Annotated in this window: 21 protein-coding genes; 10 read left to right on the plus strand and 11 right to left on the minus strand. The window is 63.8% G+C overall.

What is annotated here, in order from left to right; translation table 11 throughout:
* Nucleotide 1: 1 nt before the first annotated feature.
* The 5 genes from SynM161_RS07450 to rimI form a co-directional block, all read right to left on the minus strand.
* Complete coding sequence (locus tag SynM161_RS07450; protein ID WP_186540634.1) at nucleotides 2-622, minus strand: DUF2993 domain-containing protein; 621 nt, start codon at nucleotides 620-622, stop codon at nucleotides 2-4.
* Nucleotides 615-1,481: an alpha/beta fold hydrolase gene (locus SynM161_RS07455; RefSeq protein WP_186540635.1), complete on the minus strand. Its 867-nt coding sequence runs from the start codon at nucleotides 1,479-1,481 to the stop codon at nucleotides 615-617. The genes SynM161_RS07450 and SynM161_RS07455 overlap by 8 nt, the downstream gene beginning before the upstream one ends.
* Entirely contained in the window at nucleotides 1,478-2,578 is a 1,101-nt protein-coding gene (locus tag SynM161_RS07460; RefSeq protein WP_186540636.1) for an iron-containing alcohol dehydrogenase family protein, read from the minus strand. Before SynM161_RS07460 ends, SynM161_RS07455 begins: the two co-directional genes overlap by 4 nt.
* Nucleotides 2,578-5,118: an ATP-dependent Clp protease ATP-binding subunit gene (locus SynM161_RS07465; RefSeq protein WP_186540638.1), complete on the minus strand. Its 2,541-nt coding sequence runs from the start codon at nucleotides 5,116-5,118 to the stop codon at nucleotides 2,578-2,580. The genes SynM161_RS07460 and SynM161_RS07465 overlap by 1 nt, the downstream gene beginning before the upstream one ends.
* Before the next feature lie 176 nt (nucleotides 5,119-5,294).
* Nucleotides 5,295-5,810, minus strand: coding sequence for a ribosomal protein S18-alanine N-acetyltransferase (gene rimI, locus SynM161_RS07470; protein WP_114987812.1), 516 nt, complete (start codon nucleotides 5,808-5,810; stop codon nucleotides 5,295-5,297).
* A gap of 3 nt (nucleotides 5,811-5,813) precedes the next feature.
* Here rimI and lysA point away from each other — a divergent pair, with 3 nt between their 5' ends.
* The 8 genes from lysA (at nucleotide 5,814) to SynM161_RS07510 (ending at nucleotide 12,869) form a co-directional block, all read left to right on the plus strand.
* The gene (gene lysA / locus SynM161_RS07475; RefSeq protein ID WP_186540640.1) at nucleotides 5,814-7,193 is read left to right on the plus strand and encodes a diaminopimelate decarboxylase; all 1,380 of its coding nucleotides are present in this window, start codon (nucleotides 5,814-5,816) and stop codon (nucleotides 7,191-7,193) included.
* Between the two features lie 22 nt (nucleotides 7,194-7,215).
* Nucleotides 7,216-8,046, plus strand: coding sequence for a diadenylate cyclase CdaA (gene cdaA, locus SynM161_RS07480; RefSeq protein WP_115131972.1), 831 nt, complete (start codon nucleotides 7,216-7,218; stop codon nucleotides 8,044-8,046).
* Nucleotides 8,043-8,825 carry an isoprenyl transferase gene (locus SynM161_RS07485; RefSeq protein WP_186540641.1) on the plus strand — a complete coding sequence of 261 codons (783 nt, stop codon included), beginning with the start codon at nucleotides 8,043-8,045 and terminating at the stop codon, nucleotides 8,823-8,825. The genes cdaA and SynM161_RS07485 overlap by 4 nt, the downstream gene beginning before the upstream one ends.
* Nucleotides 8,822-9,817, plus strand: a complete 996-nt coding sequence (gene bioB, locus SynM161_RS07490) for a biotin synthase BioB (protein WP_186540643.1) — start codon at nucleotides 8,822-8,824, stop codon at nucleotides 9,815-9,817. The genes SynM161_RS07485 and bioB overlap by 4 nt, the downstream gene beginning before the upstream one ends.
* 264 nt (nucleotides 9,818-10,081) lie before the next feature.
* On the plus strand, nucleotides 10,082-10,252 hold the full coding sequence (locus SynM161_RS07495; protein WP_170950638.1) for a hypothetical protein: 171 nt from the start codon (nucleotides 10,082-10,084) through the stop codon (nucleotides 10,250-10,252).
* Nucleotides 10,253-10,318: 66 nt separating this feature from the next.
* The gene (locus SynM161_RS07500) at nucleotides 10,319-11,317 is read left to right on the plus strand and encodes a rhodanese-related sulfurtransferase (protein WP_186540645.1); all 999 of its coding nucleotides are present in this window, start codon (nucleotides 10,319-10,321) and stop codon (nucleotides 11,315-11,317) included.
* Between the two features lie 48 nt (nucleotides 11,318-11,365).
* Complete coding sequence (locus tag SynM161_RS07505; protein WP_186540647.1) at nucleotides 11,366-12,337, plus strand: DUF952 domain-containing protein; 972 nt, start codon at nucleotides 11,366-11,368, stop codon at nucleotides 12,335-12,337.
* Nucleotides 12,338-12,371: 34 nt separating this feature from the next.
* Nucleotides 12,372-12,869, plus strand: coding sequence for a hypothetical protein (locus SynM161_RS07510; RefSeq protein ID WP_186542601.1), 498 nt, complete (start codon nucleotides 12,372-12,374; stop codon nucleotides 12,867-12,869).
* On the opposite strand, the gene lipA is transcribed toward SynM161_RS07510, so the two are convergent.
* Nucleotides 12,854-13,753, minus strand: a complete 900-nt coding sequence (gene lipA / locus SynM161_RS07515) for a lipoyl synthase (protein ID WP_186540649.1) — start codon at nucleotides 13,751-13,753, stop codon at nucleotides 12,854-12,856. The genes SynM161_RS07510 and lipA overlap by 16 nt on opposite strands.
* The gene (recR, locus tag SynM161_RS07520; RefSeq protein WP_186542602.1) at nucleotides 13,750-14,325 is read right to left on the minus strand and encodes a recombination mediator RecR; all 576 of its coding nucleotides are present in this window, start codon (nucleotides 14,323-14,325) and stop codon (nucleotides 13,750-13,752) included. Before recR ends, lipA begins: the two co-directional genes overlap by 4 nt.
* A 107-nt stretch (nucleotides 14,326-14,432) precedes the next feature.
* Here recR and psbP point away from each other — a divergent pair, with 107 nt between their 5' ends.
* Nucleotides 14,433-15,014, plus strand: coding sequence for a photosystem II reaction center PsbP (gene psbP, locus SynM161_RS07525; RefSeq protein ID WP_186540651.1), 582 nt, complete (start codon nucleotides 14,433-14,435; stop codon nucleotides 15,012-15,014).
* Here psbP and SynM161_RS07530 read toward each other — a convergent pair whose 3' ends face one another.
* From SynM161_RS07530 to SynM161_RS07540, 3 genes are all read right to left on the minus strand, one after another.
* The gene (locus SynM161_RS07530; RefSeq protein WP_186540653.1) at nucleotides 15,015-15,959 is read right to left on the minus strand and encodes an LCP family protein; all 945 of its coding nucleotides are present in this window, start codon (nucleotides 15,957-15,959) and stop codon (nucleotides 15,015-15,017) included.
* A gap of 65 nt (nucleotides 15,960-16,024) precedes the next feature.
* Nucleotides 16,025-18,124 carry a cation:proton antiporter gene (locus SynM161_RS07535; protein ID WP_186542603.1) on the minus strand — a complete coding sequence of 700 codons (2,100 nt, stop codon included), beginning with the start codon at nucleotides 18,122-18,124 and terminating at the stop codon, nucleotides 16,025-16,027.
* 62 nt (nucleotides 18,125-18,186) lie between these two features.
* A complete protein-coding gene (locus SynM161_RS07540; protein WP_186540655.1) occupies nucleotides 18,187-19,944 on the minus strand; it encodes an ABC transporter ATP-binding protein in 1,758 nt (585 codons plus the stop codon).
* 101 nt (nucleotides 19,945-20,045) lie between these two features.
* Here SynM161_RS07540 and SynM161_RS07545 point away from each other — a divergent pair, with 101 nt between their 5' ends.
* A complete protein-coding gene (locus SynM161_RS07545; RefSeq protein ID WP_186540657.1) occupies nucleotides 20,046-20,240 on the plus strand; it encodes a hypothetical protein in 195 nt (64 codons plus the stop codon).
* A gap of 3 nt (nucleotides 20,241-20,243) precedes the next feature.
* Here SynM161_RS07545 and SynM161_RS07550 read toward each other — a convergent pair whose 3' ends face one another.
* Nucleotides 20,244-20,531, minus strand: coding sequence for an RNA-binding protein (locus SynM161_RS07550; RefSeq protein WP_011364605.1), 288 nt, complete (start codon nucleotides 20,529-20,531; stop codon nucleotides 20,244-20,246).
* Nucleotides 20,532-20,664 lie beyond the last annotated feature (133 nt).

Consider the following 20,664-nt stretch of genomic DNA (forward strand, 5'->3'; position numbering starts at 1 on the left):
GCTATGGAGTGACGCTGGCCTGGCCTTTGAGGGCCAGCTGGCCACCCGCCAGCTGCACCTGCTCGATTCGAATGGCGGGGTCCATCGGCAGCAGGGTGCGCGGTTCATCGGCGGTCTCCGGCAGGAAGCACAGTGTTCCCTGCTCCGCATTGAGGCGGAAGCGACGGCGAACAGGGTCTTGATGGGCCGCGACGGGCACCTGCAACTCGAGCAGATCCACGTCAATGCGCAGCGCCCCCAACGGGCTGAGCCCCATCAGCTGTTCAGCCATCCAGTCCCCGAGCCAGCGCCAGGGTTCGGCCAGAAACGCGCTGTTGAGCTGACGGCCGTTGAAACTCACCTCGCCCGCCACCTGGAACGGCTGCTTCAAGGCCAGCATCTGACCGGGACTGAGCAGCTTCATGTCCACCGCAATCGGACCGCTGCGCAACTCAACATGCTGCAAGGGCAGCCCCTGGAAACAGGCATCCCTCGCCGTGAGGGTCACACCATCCAGACGCCCCCGCAGCAATGACCAGCTGGAGCCGTTCAGGGCCAGTTCGAGGCTACCGATGCTGTCGCATTGGCTGCGAATCCACAGGCGCAGGGCCCCTGCCAGCACATTGAGAACAGGATCAGCCATGGTTCAACAGCGCCTGACACCGCTCAGCCACCTTGCGGGGCTGATCGATATGGGGGAGATGGCCGCAGGAGGGGAAGGTCTCCACAGGCTGATCCAGCAAGGCCTGAAGCGCCTGCTTCTGCGGGGCACGCAGAATCCGATCGTTGTCACCCCAAATCACGTGCAGTGATTGGGAGGGCAGGGGATCCCCACATCCGGCGAATCCACCACTGCGTGCGAAGGCCGCCAAGGCCTCCGCCCAGCCGGGGCATTGCAGGTGCAACGAGGCGATTTGCTCTTCCGGAGCACCCACATCCGCATCGGGATCAGCGAAAGCCTGGCGACAAAGACCACGCCGCACACCAGGACGCCCCAGGAACCAGGCACCAAAACGATCCAACAGGGGCGGAACAGGCATCGGACGCCCCGTGAGACCGGCAGGAGCCAGCAGCAGCAGAGAAGCCACACGCTCGGGATGACGCCGGGCCAGCTCCACGGCTACTGACCCTCCCATGGAGGCCCCGATCAGGCTCAGGGGAGCGTCTGTGGGGAGCCGCTCCAGCAGGGCATCGAGATGCCGCAACACAGCCTCTGGCCCGTAGGTCAGGCCCCGGGGACGCGGCGAAAAACCAAAACCGAACAGGTCGGGGATGAACAGCTGAAAGCGATCGGCCAGGAGGGGAGCCAGGCGCCGGTATTCGAGAAAACTGCTGTCGAAACCATGCAGCAACAACAACGGAGCGCCATGGCCAAGCACCGCCACCGGGAACGGATCATCCACACCCAGACCTGGCAACGTCCACCACTGCACCTCAGCGGCCAGGGACTCGGCCTGCGGGTCAAGCAGAGCCGGCCGCAATTGATCCAGAAGCGTCTTCAAAGGCTGCTGGGGCTGAGTTCGGCAGCGCCCACAAGGGCCTCCAGCAAAGCACCAGGCGTCACAGCGAAAGGCAAATGATGCAGATCGGAACCCTCGCGGCAGGCGAAGCGGCACACCTCCTGCAACTCACTGAGGCTGGCCTGCGCCAGACACAGATCATCAAGGCTGACAGGCAAACCAAGCTGCCGCAGCAGCGGCAACAGCTGGCGGTGTGCCTGGCCTGCAAGCCGGTTGCCGCCCAGACGTTCCTCCAGGCGGAGCTGCACAAGAATTCCGAAGCCCACCTTCTCGCCATGCAGAACGTGGTGACAGGCCTCCAGCTGGGTGAGGCCGTTGTGAACGGCATGGGCCGCAACAGTGCGGCAACGGGAACCGCCCAGTCCTCCCATCACGCCAGCAGTGAGAGCACAGGCTTCGGCGGTGCGCACCCAGGCTTCACTATCTGGATCCTTCAGCGCCGTGAGGCTGTCGATCAGCAATTGATCGCGCAGCACCCGTGCCATCTGCACGGCCTGCTGCACCAGACCATCGCTGCTGTCGCCGCTGCTCACCGAGGCTTCGTACCACTTGGCCAGGGCATCAGCGACACCACTGGCCAGCGTGCGGGGTGGGGCCTGGCGCACCAGGCCGTGATCGAAGACAAGAAGATCAGGACAGCGATCAAGGGCCACATCCCCTTCGAAAGCACCCTGAGGGGAATAGATGTTGGAGAGAGCCGTCCAGCCAGCACATGTAGAGGCGCTCAGTGGAACGGTGATGCAGGGCAGGGAAAGGCGATGGGCCAGCAACTTACCGGCGTCCAGCACTTTTCCGCCCCCGGCAGCCAGAACGGCGTCACAGCCCTGGGCTTCAGCAGCCACCCTCTGGAGATCCTGCTCACAGCAGTCGAACTGAAGCTGAGCCTGAAGAGGTTGGAGCCCATGGGCCAAGAGATCCGACACCAAACGCTGTCGCTGATCGGCAGTGGAGGCACTGCGGCCCAGCACCAGCTGACGTGAACAGAGGGATTTGATCTGAGGCAAGGCCTCATCCCAGGCTCCATCCCCCCGCAAGACGCTGGCGGGGGCAATCGAGTGGGACGAGATGGATCGAACCATCAGACGATGGCACCGGCGAGTTGCGGTGCCGTGTCCACCTGACCTTTATGGCGGACCACCACCTTCTTGTTCTCATCGACATCCACTTCGGCGTGGTCGCCGTCCTTGATCCGACCAGACAACACCTCTTCGGCGAGGGAATCCTCGAGAAGACGCATGACAGCCCGACGCAGCGGACGTGCGCCATAGGCAGGGTTGTAACCCTCCTCCACCAGACGCTCCTTGAAGGCATCGGACACGGTGAGGGTGATGCCCTTCTCGCCCATGCGGCCAAAGACCTCCTTGAGCATGATCTCGGCGATCTCCTTGACCTCGTCGCGGTTGAGCTGACGGAAGACAATGATTTCGTCGAGACGATTGAGGAATTCAGGCCGGAAGTACTGCTTGAGCTCCTCATTCACCAGGGAACGGATCCGGGTGTACTGAGACTCCTCAGCGCTCTCACCGGAGAACTCGAAGCCGAGGCCGCCGCCACCCTTCTCGATCACCTTCGAACCGATGTTCGAGGTCATGATGATCAGGGTGTTCTTGAAGTCGACCGTGCGGCCCTTGGAATCGGTCAGACGGCCGTCTTCGAGGAGCTGCAGCAGCAGGTTGAACACGTCGGGGTGTGCCTTTTCGATTTCGTCGAAGAGCACCACGGTGTAAGGCCGACGACGCACCGCTTCGGTGAGCTGGCCGCCTTCGTTGAAGCCCACATAGCCCGGAGGCGAGCCGATCAGCTTGCTGACCGTGTGGCGCTCCATGAATTCCGACATGTCGAGCCGGATCATCGCCTCTTCGCTGCCGAAGAAGTAGGTGGCCAGAGCTTTGGTGAGCTCGGTTTTACCCACACCGGTGGGGCCGGAGAAGATGAAGCTGGCGATCGGGCGGTTGGGGTTCTTCAAACCGACCCGAGCACGGCGGATGGCCTTGGACACCGCCTTGACGGCTTCGTCCTGACCGATCAGGCGCTTGTGGAGGGTTTCCTCCATGTTGAGCAGCTTGACCGACTCGCTCTCGGTGAGCTTCTGCACCGGAACACCGGTCCAGGAGGCGACGATCTGGGCGATGTCCTCCTCGTTCACCATCGGTGAGCTGTCCGAAGCAGGCGCTTCTGTTGCAGATGTTTCACCGGATTCGGAGGTTGCGTCAGCCTTGACCTCGTCCTTGTTGGCCTGAAGCAGAGAACGGATCTGCTCCCGCAGTTCCACTTCCTTCTCGCGCAGTTCACCGGCTTTGGTGAAGTCCTGATCGCGGACGGCATCTTCCTTTTCCTTCTGGACGGAACGCAGTTCCTTGTCCACTTCCTTGGCTGCGGGGGGCAGCTTCGAATTGAGCAGACGCACGCGGGAACCGGCTTCATCGATCAGGTCGATGGCCTTGTCGGGCAGGAAGCGATCCGAGATGTAGCGATCTCCGAGGGTTGCCGCTGCCACAAGGGCGTCGTCGGTGATCTTGAGGCGGTGGTGCTGCTCGTAACGCTCGCGCAAGCCACGCAGGATTTCGATGGTGTCGTCGATGGACGGCTCTCCCACATTCACCGGCTGGAAACGGCGCTCCAGGGCGGCGTCCCGTTCGATGTGCTTGCGGTACTCATCGAGGGTGGTGGCACCGATGCACTGCAGCTCACCGCGGGCGAGGGCCGGCTTGAGGATGTTGGCGGCGTCGATCGCCCCCTCAGCAGCACCGGCACCGATCAGGGTGTGCACCTCGTCGATCACGAGGATCACGTTGCCGGCCGCCTTGATCTCCTCCATGATCTTCTTGAGGCGCTCTTCGAACTCACCTCGGTACTTGGTGCCGGCCACCAGCAGACCGATATCCAGGGTCAGGACGCGCTTGTCTTCAAGGATGTCGGGAATGTCGCCCTGCTGAATGCGCTGGGCAAGACCTTCAGCGATGGCGGTCTTACCGACACCGGGCTCGCCGATCAGAACGGGATTGTTCTTGGTGCGGCGACCCAGGATCTGGATGACGCGATCGATTTCGTTGTGACGACCCACCACCGGGTCGAGCTTGGCTTCGGTGGCGAGCTGGGTGAGGTTGTTGCCGAACTCGTCGAGGGTGGGGGTTTTGGTGGATCCCTTGGCACCGCCGCCACCGCCGCCGGCGGAGACTTCAGCGGTTTCACCGAGCATGCGGATCACCTGGGTGCGCACCTTGGCCAGGTCGACGCCAAGGTTCTCCAGCACACGGGCAGCGACACCTTCGCCCTCACGGATCAGACCGAGCAGCAGGTGCTCTGTGCCGATGTAGTTGTGACCGAGCTGACGGGCCTCTTCCAGAGACAGCTCAAGGACGCGCTTGGCGCGGGGTGTGAAGGGGATCTCAACAGCGACAAAGCCGGATCCACGGCCGATGATTTTCTCAACTTCAACCCGGGCATCCTTGAGGTTCACCCCCATGGACTTGAGCACCTTGGCGGCAACCCCCGTTCCTTCGCCAATCAGGCCGAGGAGGATTTGTTCGGTACCAACAAAGTTGTGACCAAGTCTGCGGGCCTCTTCCTGGGCCAGCATGATCACCTTGATGGCCTTCTCGGTGAAGCGTTCAAACATCGCTGGGCCAATGCAGTGATGTGACCAAGCTATCAGGGTTGAGGGACTGCTGCGAGTGTTCGGTTTGTTCGGTCACTTTCCAGTCTGAGACTGGCCTGAAGCGCACAAAAAATAACAATGAATCCCACAAGATTCACCGCTTTTTTTGTCTCCCAGGGACGGGAAACCGAACAACTTCAAGCCGCCGACGTGGGCGACGGCGCTGACGGGATGCGACACCACTGAATGAGGGCGTCGCGACCATCGGAGTAGTACCCGGAACGGGTGCCTGCGGTGCGGAAACCGGCTTTGGCGTAAAGCGCCAGAGCGGCAACGTTGTCGCTGGCCACCTCGAGGGTGGCGTGCACGGCACCGTGCTGTCGTGCCCGTTGCAACAGTGCTTTCAAAAGCACACCTCCATGGCCGCTGCGACGCCTGTCGGGATCCACAGCCACCGCCGTGATGTGCAGTTCATCGGCCACCATCCAGCCGCAAGCCACCCCCAATAGGGCTTCGGGCTGCACAAGACCGATGCAGAGGCGCCGGGGGTCGTCCAGCTCACGCCGCCATTGTTCTGCAGTCCAGAGGCCGTTGAGAGCCCGTTGATCCAGTGCCAGACAGGCTTGCTGCCAGGACGGGTCAAGGCGCAGGATCTGCGCAGTCGGTTCGCCCCCTGCAGGGTCGATTCCTAGATTGCCCTTCGACGCCGCCACTCCGTGACCCAAACCATCACCAGTCAACGGCCCTTCGAGGCCAACCGGGATGCGGAGAGCCCCAATCGCAACCTGACCCCGATCACCACAGAACTCGACGACACCGACCGTCTTGTTGTGGGCGGGTGTCGTCTTAGCGATCTGGCCGAGCGTTACGGCACACCGTTGTATGTGCTGGATGAAGCCACCGTTCGGGCCACGTGCCGGGCCTACCGCCAGGCCCTGGAAAAGCATTACGCCGGGCCATCCCTGCCGATCTACGCCTCCAAGGCCAACAGCTCTCTGGTGATGAGCAGCCTGGCGGCCTCCGAGGGGCTGGGTCTGGATGCGGTGTCAGCCGGTGAACTGCTGACCGCACTGCGCGGTGGGATGCCCGGAGAGCGGATGGTGCTGCACGGCAACAACAAATCCGACGAGGAGCTGCTGCTCGCGTACGCCAACAAGGTGACGATCGTTGTGGACAACCAGCACGATCTCGATCGCCTCGCCGAACTGGTGCCCGCTGGAGCCGAACCGGCTCGCCTGATGCTGCGCTTCACCCCAGGCATCGAGTGCCACACGCACGAATACATCCGCACCGGTCACCTGGACAGCAAGTTCGGCTTCGATCCCGACCAGGTGGAGTCCGTGCTGCGCAGCCTGGTGGGACAGCCCTGGGCCCAACTCACCGGGCTGCACGCCCACATCGGATCCCAGATTTTTGAACTCGAGCCCCACCGGGATCTGGCGGCGGTGATGGCCGACAAGCTGAAACTGGCCCGTGACCTGGGCCATCCCGTGAGCGACCTCAACGTGGGCGGCGGCCTGGGAATTCGCTACGTGGAGTCGGACGACCCCCCGAGCATTGAGCAGTGGATCCAGGTGGTAGCCGAAGCCGTCACCACCGCTTGCCAGGAACGGGGCCTCGAGCTGCCACGGTTGATGTGCGAACCGGGCCGTTCCCTGGTGGCGACCGCCGGCGTGACCCTGTACTCGGTGGGCTCGCGCAAAACGATCCCGAACGTGCGCACCTACGTGGCCATCGACGGTGGCATGAGCGACAACCCTCGCCCGATCACTTACCAGTCGCTCTACACCTGCTGCCTGGCCGATCGCCCCCTGGCCAAGCCAGACGAAAGCGTGAACCTGGTGGGCAAGCACTGCGAATCCGGCGATGTGCTGCTGAAGGACCTGCCCCTGCCCACCACCGAGAGCGGTGACATCGTCACCGTGTTTGCCACCGGTGCCTACAACGCCTCGATGAGTTCGAACTACAACCGGATCCCGAGGCCCGCTGCCGTTCTGGTGCACGACGGGGCAGCTGAACTGGTGCAGAAGCGGGAGCAGCCGGATGACCTGCTGCGCTACGACGTTTTGCCAGAACGATTCAACGCGTTACGTTGACAGCAGTGATGAGAAGGGCGGAGTGAACGTGTTGGCGGTGGTGGATCCGCGCCTTGTGCTCGACGTTCTCTTTGCCTCTTCCATCGGCTTTCTGCTTTTTTCCCGCGTCAACGAGCAGCGCACCCTCTGGCTGCTCCGGGGATGGTTGTTTCTGGTGGCGATGGCCTGGTTCGTCCAGCGCTTCGCCAACCTGCCCCTCACCACAAAGCTGGTGGACGCGCTCGTCATGGCCTGTTCGCTCTCCCTGGCCATCCTTTGGCAAGGGGAGCTGCGGCGTCTGATGGAACTACTGGGCACCGGCCGTCTGGCCGTGTTGCTGGGCAATCCCCAGAAAGAGTTCAGCGCTTCGGCAGGCACCGTCAGCCAGATCACCGAGGCGGCGGGCCGGCTGTCGCAGTTGCGGCGTGGGGCCCTGATTGTGGTGGACCTGGGCAGCGACCTGAGGCCTGAGGACTTTCTCAATCCCGGCATCCCCATTGGTGCGGTGCTGAGTCGCGAGCTGATGCTCAACCTGTTCGCCGCCGACACCCCCCTCCACGACGGTGCCGTGCTGGTGCGGGGCAATCGCATCGAATCGGCGGGAGTGATTCTTCCCCTGTCAAGGGACAGCGTGAGCCGTTTCGGCACCCGCCATCTGGCGGCCCTCGGGATCACGGAACGCTTCGATCGCTGCATCTGCATCGTTGTGTCGGAAGAAACAGGCACGCTGTCTCTGGCGAACCAGGGCAAGCTGGAACGACCGATCACCAGTTCACGCCTCCAGGAACTGCTCAGGGAGCTGTTCAGCACCGCCGAATCGATGCCGCCAGCACGGCGTACGGTGGGTAGCGCTCCGTCCGAATCGCTGTCTTGAGCCGCCCTCCGGCCACCAGCACTGACACGGCCGATCGTTCGCTTCTGCCTGCGGACCTCGACCCGGGTCGGCTCCCGCAACACGTGGCCCTGATCATGGATGGCAATGGTCGCTGGGCGAAATCCCGCGGTTTGCCCCGCGTGATGGGGCATCGGGCTGGGGTTGAAGCGCTGAAAGCCACTCTGCGACTGTGCAGCGACTGGGGAATCCAAGCCCTCACGGCCTACGCCTTCTCCACAGAGAACTGGTCGCGCCCAGGGGAGGAAGTGAACTTCCTGATGACCCTGTTCGAACGGGTGCTGCAGGCCGAACTGCAGGCGCTCGAGGCCGAACAGGTGCGGATTCGCTTTCTCGGCGATCTGAAGGCCCTGCCCCAGAAACTGCAGGAGCTGATTGCCGATGCCACGGCCCGGACGGCGGGAAACAACGGCATTCACTTCAACGTGTGTACCAACTACGGCGGCCGACGGGAGCTGGTGCACGCCGCTCAGCGTCTGGCCCAACGCGCTGCTGCCGGGGAGCTGGACCCCGACAGCATCGACGAGAACAGCATCGCCGCCGAACTGTTCACGGCTGGCGAACAGGATCCCGATCTATTGATCCGCACCAGCGGCGAATACCGGATCAGCAATTTCCTGCTCTGGCAACTGGCCTACGCCGAGATTCACGTCACCGATGTGCTCTGGCCTGACTTCAATGCCGATGCACTGAAAGCCGCCCTGCTCGATTTCCAACGTCGCCACCGCCGCTTCGGCGGTCTTGATCCGATCCGCCCATGACCCTCAGCATCCGCCACGACTGGACCACCGAGGAGATCCAGACCCTGCTGGAACTTCCCTTGATGGAGCTGCTCTGGCAGGCCCAAACCGTGCATCGGGAAGCCAACCCGGGCTACCGGGTGCAGCTGGCCTCGCTGCTGAGCGTGAAAACGGGGGGCTGCGAAGAAGACTGTGCCTACTGCTCTCAGTCGATCCACAACAGCAGTGACGTGACGGCCTTTGAAGCCCAGATGCAGGTGGAGCCGGTGCTTCAGCGGGCCCGGGCCGCCAAGGAAGCCGGTGCTGACCGCTTCTGCATGGGCTGGGCCTGGCGGGAGATCCGCGATGGCGCTCCCTTTGAGGCGATGCTCGAGATGGTGCGAGGGGTGCGCGGCATGGGGATGGAAGCCTGCGTGACCGCGGGGATGCTCACCGACCAGCAGGCGGAACGGTTGGCAGAAGCCGGCCTCACGGCCTACAACCACAACCTCGACACCAGCCCCGAGCACTACGACCGGATCATCTCCACCCGCACCTATCAGGAGCGACTGGAAACCCTGCAAAGGGTGCGCAAGGCCGGCGTCACCCTCTGCTGCGGCGGCATCATCGGCATGGGTGAAACCCTGCGGGACCGCGCCTCCATGCTGCAGGTGCTGGCCAGCATGAACCCCCATCCCGAAAGCGTTCCGGTGAACGGGCTGGTGGCGGTGGAAGGCACCCCCTTGGAAGAGCAGGCTCCCTTCGAAGCGCTGGAGCTGGTGCGGATGGTGGCGACGGCAAGGATCCTGATGCCCCATGCCCGGGTGCGGTTGAGCGCCGGCCGTGAATCGATGAGCCGGGAAGCGCAGATCCTCTGCCTCCAGGCGGGGGCCGATTCGATCTTCTACGGCGATATTCTGCTCACCACCGGCAACCCGGACGTGGAGGCCGACCGCCAACTGCTCGCCGATGCGGGGGTGACCGCCAACTGGCAGGAGGGCGCGGCGGCTCCGGCCAGCTGCTCGCCCCGTTGATCAGCTGCACCCATGCAACGATCGCCCCACTGGCACACAGGCTGAGCTGGCGGATGGTCAGACAGGAAACAGCCTTCGATGAGGCGCCGTGATTGATCCCGTCGTCATCCCCTCGCTGCTCAGCCTGTTTGTTCTCTCGGTGATCGTGGAAGCGATCAAGGACGACAAGCAGCGTCACCGCTATTGAGATCGGGCCCGACAGGTTCTGCGCGAACCATCCCGACTGTCACCAACCGGAAACACTGCACAAAACACTCATTGTGGGTGGCATCCCGCTTGAGCTACACCGTGCTGGTCTGTGGCTCAGCCATGAAGATCGACAGCGCCAACGCTCAACCGATGGGAAGCCTGATCTTTGAAGGAGGGCACAAGCCCTTCCATGCCCTGGCCTGTCCCCTGAAGCCGGCTTCGGTGCGGATCAGCAGGAAAGCCTGACAACCAACAACGCGGTGGCACGCCCCGGCCTGATGCAGGCTGGAGGACTGTTGAACCCGTAACAGCGTGGATCCAAGCAACCTGGAGCCTGTGCTGGCCAAGGACAGCCGACTCCTGGTGGCTGCGTTCTATGCCTTCACGCCGCTGGATGAGGAGCGTCGGGAGGCATTGCTGACCAGCTTGCCGAGCCTGGCTCGCGAAGGCAGCGTGCTCGGATCTGTGTTGGTGGCCCATGAAGGGGTGAACGGCACGATCAGCGGACCAGAGCACGGCGTTGACGCGCTGCTGGATCACCTGCGTGCCTCGTTGGATCTGGGCGACGACCACTACGCACGGCTCGAGGTGAAGCGCAGCTGGGCCGAACAACCGGTGTTCCGCCGTTTCAAGGCCCGCCGCAAAAAGGAAATCGTGACCATCGGCGTGGCCAGCGTGGATCCCAGCGCCAGCGTGGGCACCTATGTGGAACCCGAACACTGGAATGCCCTGGTGGATGATCCCGACACCCTGGTGATCGACACCCGCAACAGCTACGAAACGGCGATCGGCAGCTTCGAGGGGGCCATCGACCCCAGCACCGAGAGCTTCCGCGACTTCCCGCACTGGGCAGAGTCCACGCTGCGGCCCCTGATCGAAGAGCAGGGCAGCAAGCGCATCGCCATGTTCTGCACCGGCGGGATTCGCTGCGAAAAAGCCAGCAGCTACCTGCAGCAACGGGGTTTCGGGGAGGTGCACCACCTGCGGGGCGGCATCCTCAAGTACCTCGAGCAGGTGCCGGAAGCCGAGAGCCGCTGGCAAGGGGAGTGCTTTGTTTTTGATCAACGGGTGGCGTTGAACCACCGGCTGGAACCTGGAGAGCACAGCCTTTGCCACGCCTGCGGCCTGCCGGTGTCAGCCCAGCAACGCGAACTGCCGAGCTACATCAAGGGGGTGCAGTGCGTGCACTGCGTGGATCGCTTCAGCGATGCCGACCGGGAACGCTTCGCCATGCGGCAACTCCAAATCGATCAAAGCCAGATTGATCAACCCCAGATCGACCAACACAACATCGACCAGCAGCAGGCCTGAGCAGTCAGTCCGCATCGGACAATCGCTGCCAGGGACCACCCTGATGCCGTGCTGCCGATCCTCTACAGCTTTCGACGCTGCCCCTACGCCATGCGCGCCCGCTGGGCTCTGCTCGAAGCAGGACTGTTGGTTCAGTGGCGGGAGATCGCACTGAAGGCCAAGCCGGCGGAGATGTTGGCGGTCTCCCCCAAGGGCACCGTGCCCGTGTTGGTGTTGCCGGACGGCAGCGTGATCGAAGAAAGCCTGGCGGTGATGCACTGGGCCCTGGATCAAGCAGACCCTCGCGAGCTGCACAACGCCGGCGATGCCTCAGCGCTGATCGAGCAGAACGACGGCGCGTTCAAACATCATCTCGACCGCTTCAAATACACCGACCGCTACCCCGGCACCAACAAAGACGAGCAACGGGCCGCCGGGCTGGCCATCCTTCAGGACTGGAACCAGAGGATCGCTGATCAGGGCTGGCTGCTGGGCGAGCGCTGCTCACTGGCGGATGTCGCCCTCTGGCCGTTCGTGCGGCAGTGGCGCATCGCCGATCCCGAGGGATTCGACAACGACAACAGCCTGGAAGCTCTTCGCCACTGGCTCCAGCGCTTCCTCGAGGATCCCCGCTTTGAGCGGCTGATGCAGCGGGCCGACCCCTGGAATGCCGGGGGGCAACAACACCACTTCCCCGCCGATGCTGTGCCGGTGCCCTTGGATCAGCCTCTGTTTCACCTGACCCTCAAGGCCGACTGGCAGGGCGCCCAGGCCAACGGCAGCTACCGCATCTCCACCCGGGGAATGAGCTTGGAGCAGGTGGGCTTCATCCACTGCTCCTGGCAGGAGCAGGTGCAGGCCACCTTTGAGCGGTTCTACGCCGACGCCGGCGAGGTGCTGCTGCTGGAGATTGATCCCGCCGCCGTGAACGCTCCCCTGCGGGCCGATGCCATCCCCAGCGGCGAGCTGTTCCCCCATCTCTACGGGCCGCTGCCTTTGAAGGCTGTGCGCTCGGTTGGCACCATGCAGGCGGCAGCATGACCGGACGACCATGACCGTGGCCAGATCCCGATCGATGCTTGAGCAACTGGAAGCCGAAGCCCGTGATCGGGGACTGCTGCTGAGGTTGCAGGTGGGCCGCCCCCTGGGGCTGTGGAGCCTGCGGCTGGTGGTGGCCCAGCAAGCCTCCAGCGGCAGCCTGCTGCTGCTGGGGGAAATGAAGGGATGGGCTTATTCCGCCGCCACTGGCCTGCAGCTCGACACGATGCGGGTGATGCCAAAGGCGCCTACCGGCGTGGGTGATCTGATCTGGGCGGCCACCATGGCCTGGGCCCAGGAGGCCACCCCCTGCTCACGGGCCCGGTTGCTGGCCATCCGCGACGACGAGCAGCAGCACCGCCGGCTGGTGCGCTACTTCCGCCAACGCGGCTTCAGCAAAACTCGCGATGTGGAAGCGGCGCTCTGGGATCTGCCCCTGCGCATGGTCTGGGGCGGCGCCGGGGCCCTGATGAGTGGTGATGTGGCCACCGTGCTGGAGCGCAGTCGGCGGGGCTGGCGTCAGTCGGCGGCGTGATAACTGCTGCGCACCAGCGGACCACTGCGCACCTGGGCAAAGCCCAGCTCTCGGGCCACCTCCGCCAGCTCATCGAACTCCTGGGGCGTCCAATAGCGGGCCACCGGAATGTGCACCAGTGAGGGGCGCAGGTACTGCCCCAGGGTGATCCGTTGGCAATCCACGCTGCGGAGATCCTTGAGGGTGGCGATTACCTCATCGCGGTTCTCGCCCAAGCCGAGCATCAGGCCACTCTTGGTGGGAATTTCCGGCGCCAGCTCACGGGCGGCCGCCAATAAACCCAGGGATCGTTCATAGGTGGCACCGCGGCGCACCTCCCCCTGCAACCGCTGCACCGTCTCCAGGTTGTGGTTGAAGCACACCGGTTGGGCCTCAAGCACCGTGGCCAGCCGCTCCCGTTGAGCCGCCAACGCCTGATCGTGATCCGCCACGCCCCCCCAGAAATCGGGGGTGAGCACTTCAAGGGCAATCAGCGGATTGCGGGCTCGGATCGCCGCCATGGTGCTGGTGAACAGGCTGGCGCCGTGATCGGCGAGATCATCGCGGGCCACCGCCGTGAGCACCACATAACGGAGCTGCATCGCCTCAACGGCATCGGCCACCCGCTCGGCTTCGGCGGCATCCACCGGCATCGGGGCCTGGCCCTTGTCCACCTGGCAGAAGGCACAGCTGCGGGTGCAGATCGAGCCACCCAAGAGAAACGTCGCCGTTCCGGCGGCATAGCACTCGCCGCGGTTGGGGCAGCGCCCCTCCTCACAGATGGTGTGGAGCCGGTTCTGCTTCACCAGGCCCTGCACCCGCTCCAACTCCGAGGCGTTGCCGATCGGCCGCCGCAGCCATTCCGGCAATCGTTCGACCGGAGGGATGGCGCTGTACTTGCTCATACCGGCCGGCGGCCTTCAAGGGCCCTGCTCAGGGTGACCTCATCGGCGTATTCCAGTTCACTGCCCATCGGCAGGCCGTAAGCAATCCGGCTCACCGAACAGAAGGGCTTGAGCAACCGCCCCAGATACAAGCTGGTGGTGTCCCCTTCCACGCTGGGGGTGAGGGCCAGGATCACCTCACTGATCTCCTCGTTGGTGATGCGCTGCACCAATTCGGTGACATGCAGCAGCTCCGGACCAATGCCATCCATGGGTGAAATCAGACCACCGAGAATGTGGTAACGCCCCTGGAATTCGCGGGTGCGCTCGAGGGCCAGCAGATCCCGGGAATCCGCCACCACACAGATCACGCCATTGCGACGCTCGGGGTTGCGGCAGATCTCACATTCGGGATCGGCGGAGAGGTGGAAACAGGTCTGGCACTGGCCCACCTGGGTGCGGGCCGCCAGCAAAGCGTCAGCGAACTGATGAATCTGCTCCTGCGGTTGGTTCAGCAGATGCAACGCGAGCCGCTGGGCCGTGCGCGGGCCGATGCCGGGCAGACGCTCGAACTGATCAATCAGTCGAGCCAACGGTTTGGTGAAGCCGCTCAGGGGTCTGCCGCCGATGCGGGAAATGTAGGAGTTGCGGAGATCATCTGCCGCAACAGGGGCCACGACCATCAGGCCACAACGGCAGAATGGCCCGTGGATTGATCGCCCCGCTGATGCAGCTCCTCCAGTCTCTGAGTCGCGTGATCCTTTGCGGCGTTCTGGCTCTGGTGCTGGGGGCCTGCGCGGCGGGACCAACGGCAGGGCTGCAGTCGTACCAGAGCCCGGATGGCCGTTTCGCCTTCCTCTATCCCACCGGCTGGACCGAGGTGCAGGTGAGCAACGGACCCCGGGTGGTGTTTCACGACCTCATCCACAGCGATGAAACGGTGAGCCTGATGATCAACAAGGTGAACGAAGACAACGAGCTGAGTGAACTGGGCAGCGCCGTTGCCGTTGGCGAGCGCCTGCGCCGTGAAGTGATCGCCACCGCCGGCAGCGGCCGCACCGCCGAGCTGGTGGAAGCGCAGGAGCGTGAAGTGAATGGCCACACCTTCTACGACCTTGAATACGCCGTGCACCTGGAAGACCGCGACCGCCACGAGTTGGCGACCGTCGTGGTGGACCGCGGCCGGCTCTACACCCTGGCCACAAGCGTCAACGAAGACCGCTGGGGCAAGGTGGGTGACCTCTGCGGCCGGGTGGTGCGCTCACTGACCCTGCTGATCTGATCAGAACAGGAAGCGAAAACGCCGGCCCTTGGGGTCACCTGAATCGGCGCCAGTGCTCGAGTGCGCCGGCCACTCCGTATCCAGATAGCTGATGCCGTCGGCATCGAACGGAACCGCCCTCAGGCTGGAGGCCTTCAGTTCGGTGGTGCCCATGGCGGTGACCAACCCGCCCAGTTCCATTGGCCCCAGATCCGTCTCCAACGCCTGCCCCGCCGCAGTGATCAAGGCCGGCAGGCGGATCAGATTCTGCGGTTGTTTCATCTGCTCAAACAGCCCCTTCAGCGCCAGCTGCTGCCGTTCCAGCCGGCCGAAATCGCCGCGGCCGTCGTTGCGCCAACGAAGAAAGCCCTCCAGATCCTTGCCCTTCAACAGCTGAGGTCCTGGCTGCAGGTCGATCAACAGGTTCTGACTGCGATCGACGTAGTACAGGCGCTTGGGAACATCCACTTCGATGCCCCCCACCAGGTTGGCCAGGGTTTCGATCGCATCCAGGCGCACCACGATGTGATGACGGATTGGGCGGTTCATCAGGCGCGACAACTCCCGCTCCACCGCCTCCACACCGCCATAGGCCATCAGCGCATTGAGCTTGATGCCGCCGAAGCCCTCGGCATCGATGTAGCTGTCGCGGGGGATCTGGGTGATCGATGTGGTGGTGCCATCCAGCCGCACCGTGAAGATCACATCGGTGTTGCTACTGGTGCGGTCCCGGCCCAGCACCACCACCTCCCTGGCCCCGAAGCCTGTCCAACCGGCAAACGGGTTGGACAGCGGCGCGGGCTGAAGCAGCGCGAAGGGTTGATCTGCCGTGCTGGATGGCGCCGTGACCAACCGGCTCAGCGGAACCGAAAGAATCAGGCCACCGCTGAGACCCGCCACCACAGCAGCAACCACCGGCCAATTGATGGCCTCAGATGACGCCTTAGCAGGGGGGGCTTGTGGCATGGAACACGTGCTGTGAGCATCTTGGCGCGCTCGTCCCATCTCGGGTAGAGGGGCGCAGGCCTCTGTTAAACCAACGGATCGCTGATCACCATCGAGGCGCAGGGGAGCTGACGGATCAATTTGCTGGTGCGATCACTGCCGGGAATCGGCAGACCGGCAACCCGCCTGCGCTGGGTGCGCAGGATCACCAGATCGTGTTCGCGACTGAGGCGATGAATGGCCCCGTCGATGCCGGGCCCCCGCACGATCACGATGTGGAACCGCTCCTCCGGAATCCCCGGCGGGCGCCAGCGGATCAGCTGCTGTTCCATCCAATGACGGTCATGGCCACTGAAGCGGGGGTCGTGCACATGCAGCAGGGTGATCCGCACGCGCTGATCCTCCGGGGCTGAGTTGATCACCCGCAGCGCCAGTTCGAACTGCTCGCGGGCACTGGCGGAGAGGTCTTTGATCGGAACGAGGATCCGGCCCAGGCCGCTATCGGTTTCACGTCCCAGATTCACCACCACCACCGGACAGTGGGCCGTGCGGCAGACCCCATCAACGATGTCGCCCATCAGCCAGGCCCGGAGTTGATCACTACGGGCTGCACCGATCAGCAACAGATCCGCGGCCTGCTCCAAGGCTGTGCGGCTCATGCCGCCGGCGATGTCTTCATCCAGCCGCAGCAGGCTGCGGGTGGGCACAGCCAACTGGGCGCCGATGCTCTCCGCCGTGCTGAGGCGTCCGCGCGCTGCCGCAACGGCCCGGTTCAAGCCACCGCGCATCTCCTCGAGGCTGGGATTCACCATCGCCAGGGGCAACAGCACACCTTCAGCCCCCGATGAGCCCTGCACCAGCCGAGCCGCCATGCTCAGCAACCCTTTCTCAGTGCTGGGGTTGGCCACCGGCACCACGATGCGCAGGGGGCGCTGCACCACCTCGTTAACGCCGTCCAGCACCGCCGCCTCCTCCCCGAAGCTGACCGGCACCGCATCGGGGCTGGGATCCTTGAGCCGAGTCACCGACTGCTCGGTGAGGATCGGCCCCAGGGTGGCGGTCACCACCATCACCGCCAGCACGCTGTTCAGCACGGTCTGATTGAGCAGGCCCGCCTGGTAGCCGATGAAGGCCGTGGCCAGGGTCGCCGCCACCTTGGGCATCGTCAGCGACCACATCATCAGGATCTGGGCGCGGCGATAACCGAACAGCCGTCCGCTGACCCACGACGCCAGGCCCTTGCCGCCGATGGCGCCCACCAGCATCAGCGCGGTGAACTGAAAGTTGCCCAGGCTTTCGCCAAGGCTGCCCAGATCCAGCAGCAATCCCAGATCGATGAAGAAGATCGGGATGAACAGCACGCCACCCACAAAGATCACCTGCTCCTTCACCCGGCCCTCGGGCAACACGGAATTCACCGCCAAACCAGCCAGGAAGGCGCCGACGATCTTCTCAACGCCGGCCAGCTCAGCCCCCAGGGAGGCCAGGAACAGGGCCACCAGAACAGCAAGCACCATCCGGTTTTCATCGCTGATGCCGCGCAGCACCAGGCGCCGGCCCAGCCAGCGGATGCCGATCACCACCACCAGAGCGAAGCCACCGATCTTGAGCAGCAGCAGGCCCAGGCCCAGCCCGCTGAGGCTGCCCTGGCCGAGCCCCAGCCCCACCGCCAGCAGCAGCAGAGCCACGATGTCGGTGAAGATCGTGCTGCCCACGCTCACCACCACCGACTCATCCTTCTGGGCGCCGTAACTGCGCACGATCGGGTAACCCAAAGGGGTGTGGGTGGCCATCAGGGCGCCGAGCAACAGGCACGACACCGAGGCGAAGCCCGCCATCAGGCCGATCGAGACGCCCGTGCCAACACCGATCAACAGGATCAGCAGGCCATAGATGAACGAGCGGCGTTTGACCCGGTTGAACTCCTCGAGGTCGATCTCCAGACCCATGGTGAACAGCAGATACACCGCCCCGAGATCGGAAAGCAGCCGCACCGTTTCGCTGCTGCTGTCGACCCAGTTCAAGGCATGGGGGCCCACCACCACACCCGCCGCCAGCAACCCCACCAGGTCGGGCAGACCCAGCCGCCGGATCAACGGCGGCACCGCCGCACTGATCGCCACCAACATCGAGAACACCCCAAGGGGGTGATGCATGACGTGGCTGATCGAGGCCTGCATGGCCATGGCTGCACCGCCGGCTTGCGGACCCAGCATGGTCGCGGGATCTGCCGGCAACAACAGCTGCTTCAGGAAGCGATAAGCCCTTCGCCGGCCTGGACCTGCCAGAGGTTGGTGTAGATCCCGCCCTGGTCCACAAGGCTGTCGTGACTGCCCTGCTCCACAATCCGGCCCTGATCCATCACCACAATCCAGTCGGCATGGCGCACCGTGCTGAGCCGGTGGGCGATCACCACGGTGGTGCGGTGCTGGGTGATCTGCGCCAAGGAGCGCTGGATGGCGGCTTCGGTGTCGTTGTCCACCGCAGCGGTGGCTTCATCGAGCACCAGCACCGGCGCATCCTTGAGGATGGCGCGGGCCAAAGCGATGCGCTGGCGCTGTCCTCCGGAGAGGCGCTGCCCTCGCTCCCCCACCAGGGTGTCGTAACCCTGGGGCAAGGCGTCGATGAAGCCAGCGGCTTCCGCCAGGCGAGCGGCCTGCTCAATCGCCACCGGATCGGGATCTGCAACGCCATAGGCGATGTTTTCGGCCACGGTGCCGTGGAAGAGGTAGACGTCCTGACTCACCAGGGCGATGCAGCGGCGCAGGTCCTGCAGTTGCAGGGTGTCGATGGGGACTCCATCCAGACAGATGCGTCCGCCATTGCGCTCATAGAGCCGCAACAACAGCTTCACCACGGTGCTCTTGCCAGACCCCGTCGCCCCAACAATGCCGAGGGTCGATCCCGCTGGCACGGTGAGATTGAAGCCCTTCAGCAGCGTTGATCGGCCGGCATAGGCGAAATCCACCGCTTCAAAGCGAATCTCACCCCGCAGCCGCTGCGGATCCACCGGCACCGTTCCTCCCTGGATCAACACCGGCGTATCGATCAGATCGAGCACCCGTTGCGTGGAGGCCATCGAGCGCTGGTACTCATCGAGGGTGCGGCCAATGGCGGTGAGCGGCCAGAGCAGCCGCTGGGTGATGAACACCAGAACGCTGTAGGTGGCCACCGGCAGTTCCCCGGCCAGGGCCTTGAACCCACCGATTAACAGAATCGCCAGGAAGGCGAACAGAATCGCGAAGCGAATCAAGGGAATGAAGGCCGCCGAGAGACGAATCGCCCGGGCATTGCTCTGGCGGTAGGCCAGGCTTTCCGCCCGCAGGCGCTCAAGTTCCAGACCCTCAGCGGTGAAGCTCTTGATCGTGAGCATCCCCCCCAGATTGTTGGCGAGCCTGGAGGCGAGGTCGCCCGACCGGGCCCGCACCTCCCGGTAGCGCGGCGCCAGCTGGCGCTGGAAATGCAGCGATCCCCAGAGAATCACCGGAATCGGCAGATAGGCGAACAGGGCCACCTCCGGCGCCACCATCGCCATGCCGATGCCCACCACCAGCACGGTGGTGATCAACTGCAGGATCTGGTTGGCACCCCGATCCAGAAACCGTTCGAGCTGGTTGATGTCGTCATTGAGCACCGCCATCAGGCGACCGGTGCTGTCCTGCTCGAAAAAGCCCAGCTCCAGCTTCTGCAGATGGTCGTAGGCCTCGAGCCTGAGGCTGTGCTGAGTGGTTTGCGCCAGGTTGCGCCAGAGCACGTCGTAGAGGTATTCGAACAGCGACTCCGCCGCCCAGATCACAAAAGTGAGCAGGGCCAGACCCCACAGTTGCTGGCCGGCGGTCTTCAGACCGAAACCCGCCAGCACGGATTGCTCCTTGAGCAACACAACATCCACGGCCAAGCCGATCAAGATCGGCGGGGCCAGATCGAACAGCTTGTTGAGCAGGGAGCAGATCACAGCTGCAACCACCAGGCGGCGCTGCGGCGCCAGATGGCGCAACAACCGCATCAAGGGGGAGCGATTTCCTGAAGCTTTCCTGAGGGTTCGTTCCGACACGGTTTTCACCCCTGAAGACGCACTACAACGGAACCACAACTGAAGGAGGTGCCATGAGCCGATCAAGGTCGTTCAACCGCTTTCATCGCTACCTGGCGCGGCAGAAACGCCGCGGACTGCGGGCTGTCTTGCCCCAGTTCCAGGACGCCCGTGAGCATCAGGAAAGCTCAGCCAACAGCAGCAATGGCGTGCTGCGTCGGCTGAGCTTGCGTGAAATGGAATTGGACCTGATGGAGGCCGAGGCCTGAGCCTCAGCCGCGGTAACCGCCGCCACCACCACGGGGGCCGCCGGAGCGCTCCCGAGGGGTGGCTTTGCTGACGCGGATCATGCGGCCCATCCACTCCACGTCCTGAAGATCGTCGATGGCTTTCTGCTCATCGGCATCGTTGACCATTTCGACGAAGGCGAAACCGCGTTTGCGGCCGGTCTCACGATCCAGGGGCAGGCTGCAGTTCTTGACCTCGCCGTACTCACTGAAGAGATCGAAGAGGTGCTCCTGCTCCGCCTGGAACGAAAGATTGCCGATGTAGATGGTCATGGACCGTGGAACCGTTGAACGTGTTCAGTCGCTTGAGCTGGTTCCGAAAGCTCGGAAAGGGCCAGTGCTCAAGCTTGAACCCGATGACGTTACAGGGCAGTCGCACGAATCAACACAAAAAAAAGAAGCAATT

The sequence above is a fragment of the Synechococcus sp. M16.1 genome (assembly GCF_014279895.1).
In the GTDB taxonomy this organism is placed as follows: Bacteria; Cyanobacteriota; Cyanobacteriia; order PCC-6307; family Cyanobiaceae; genus Parasynechococcus.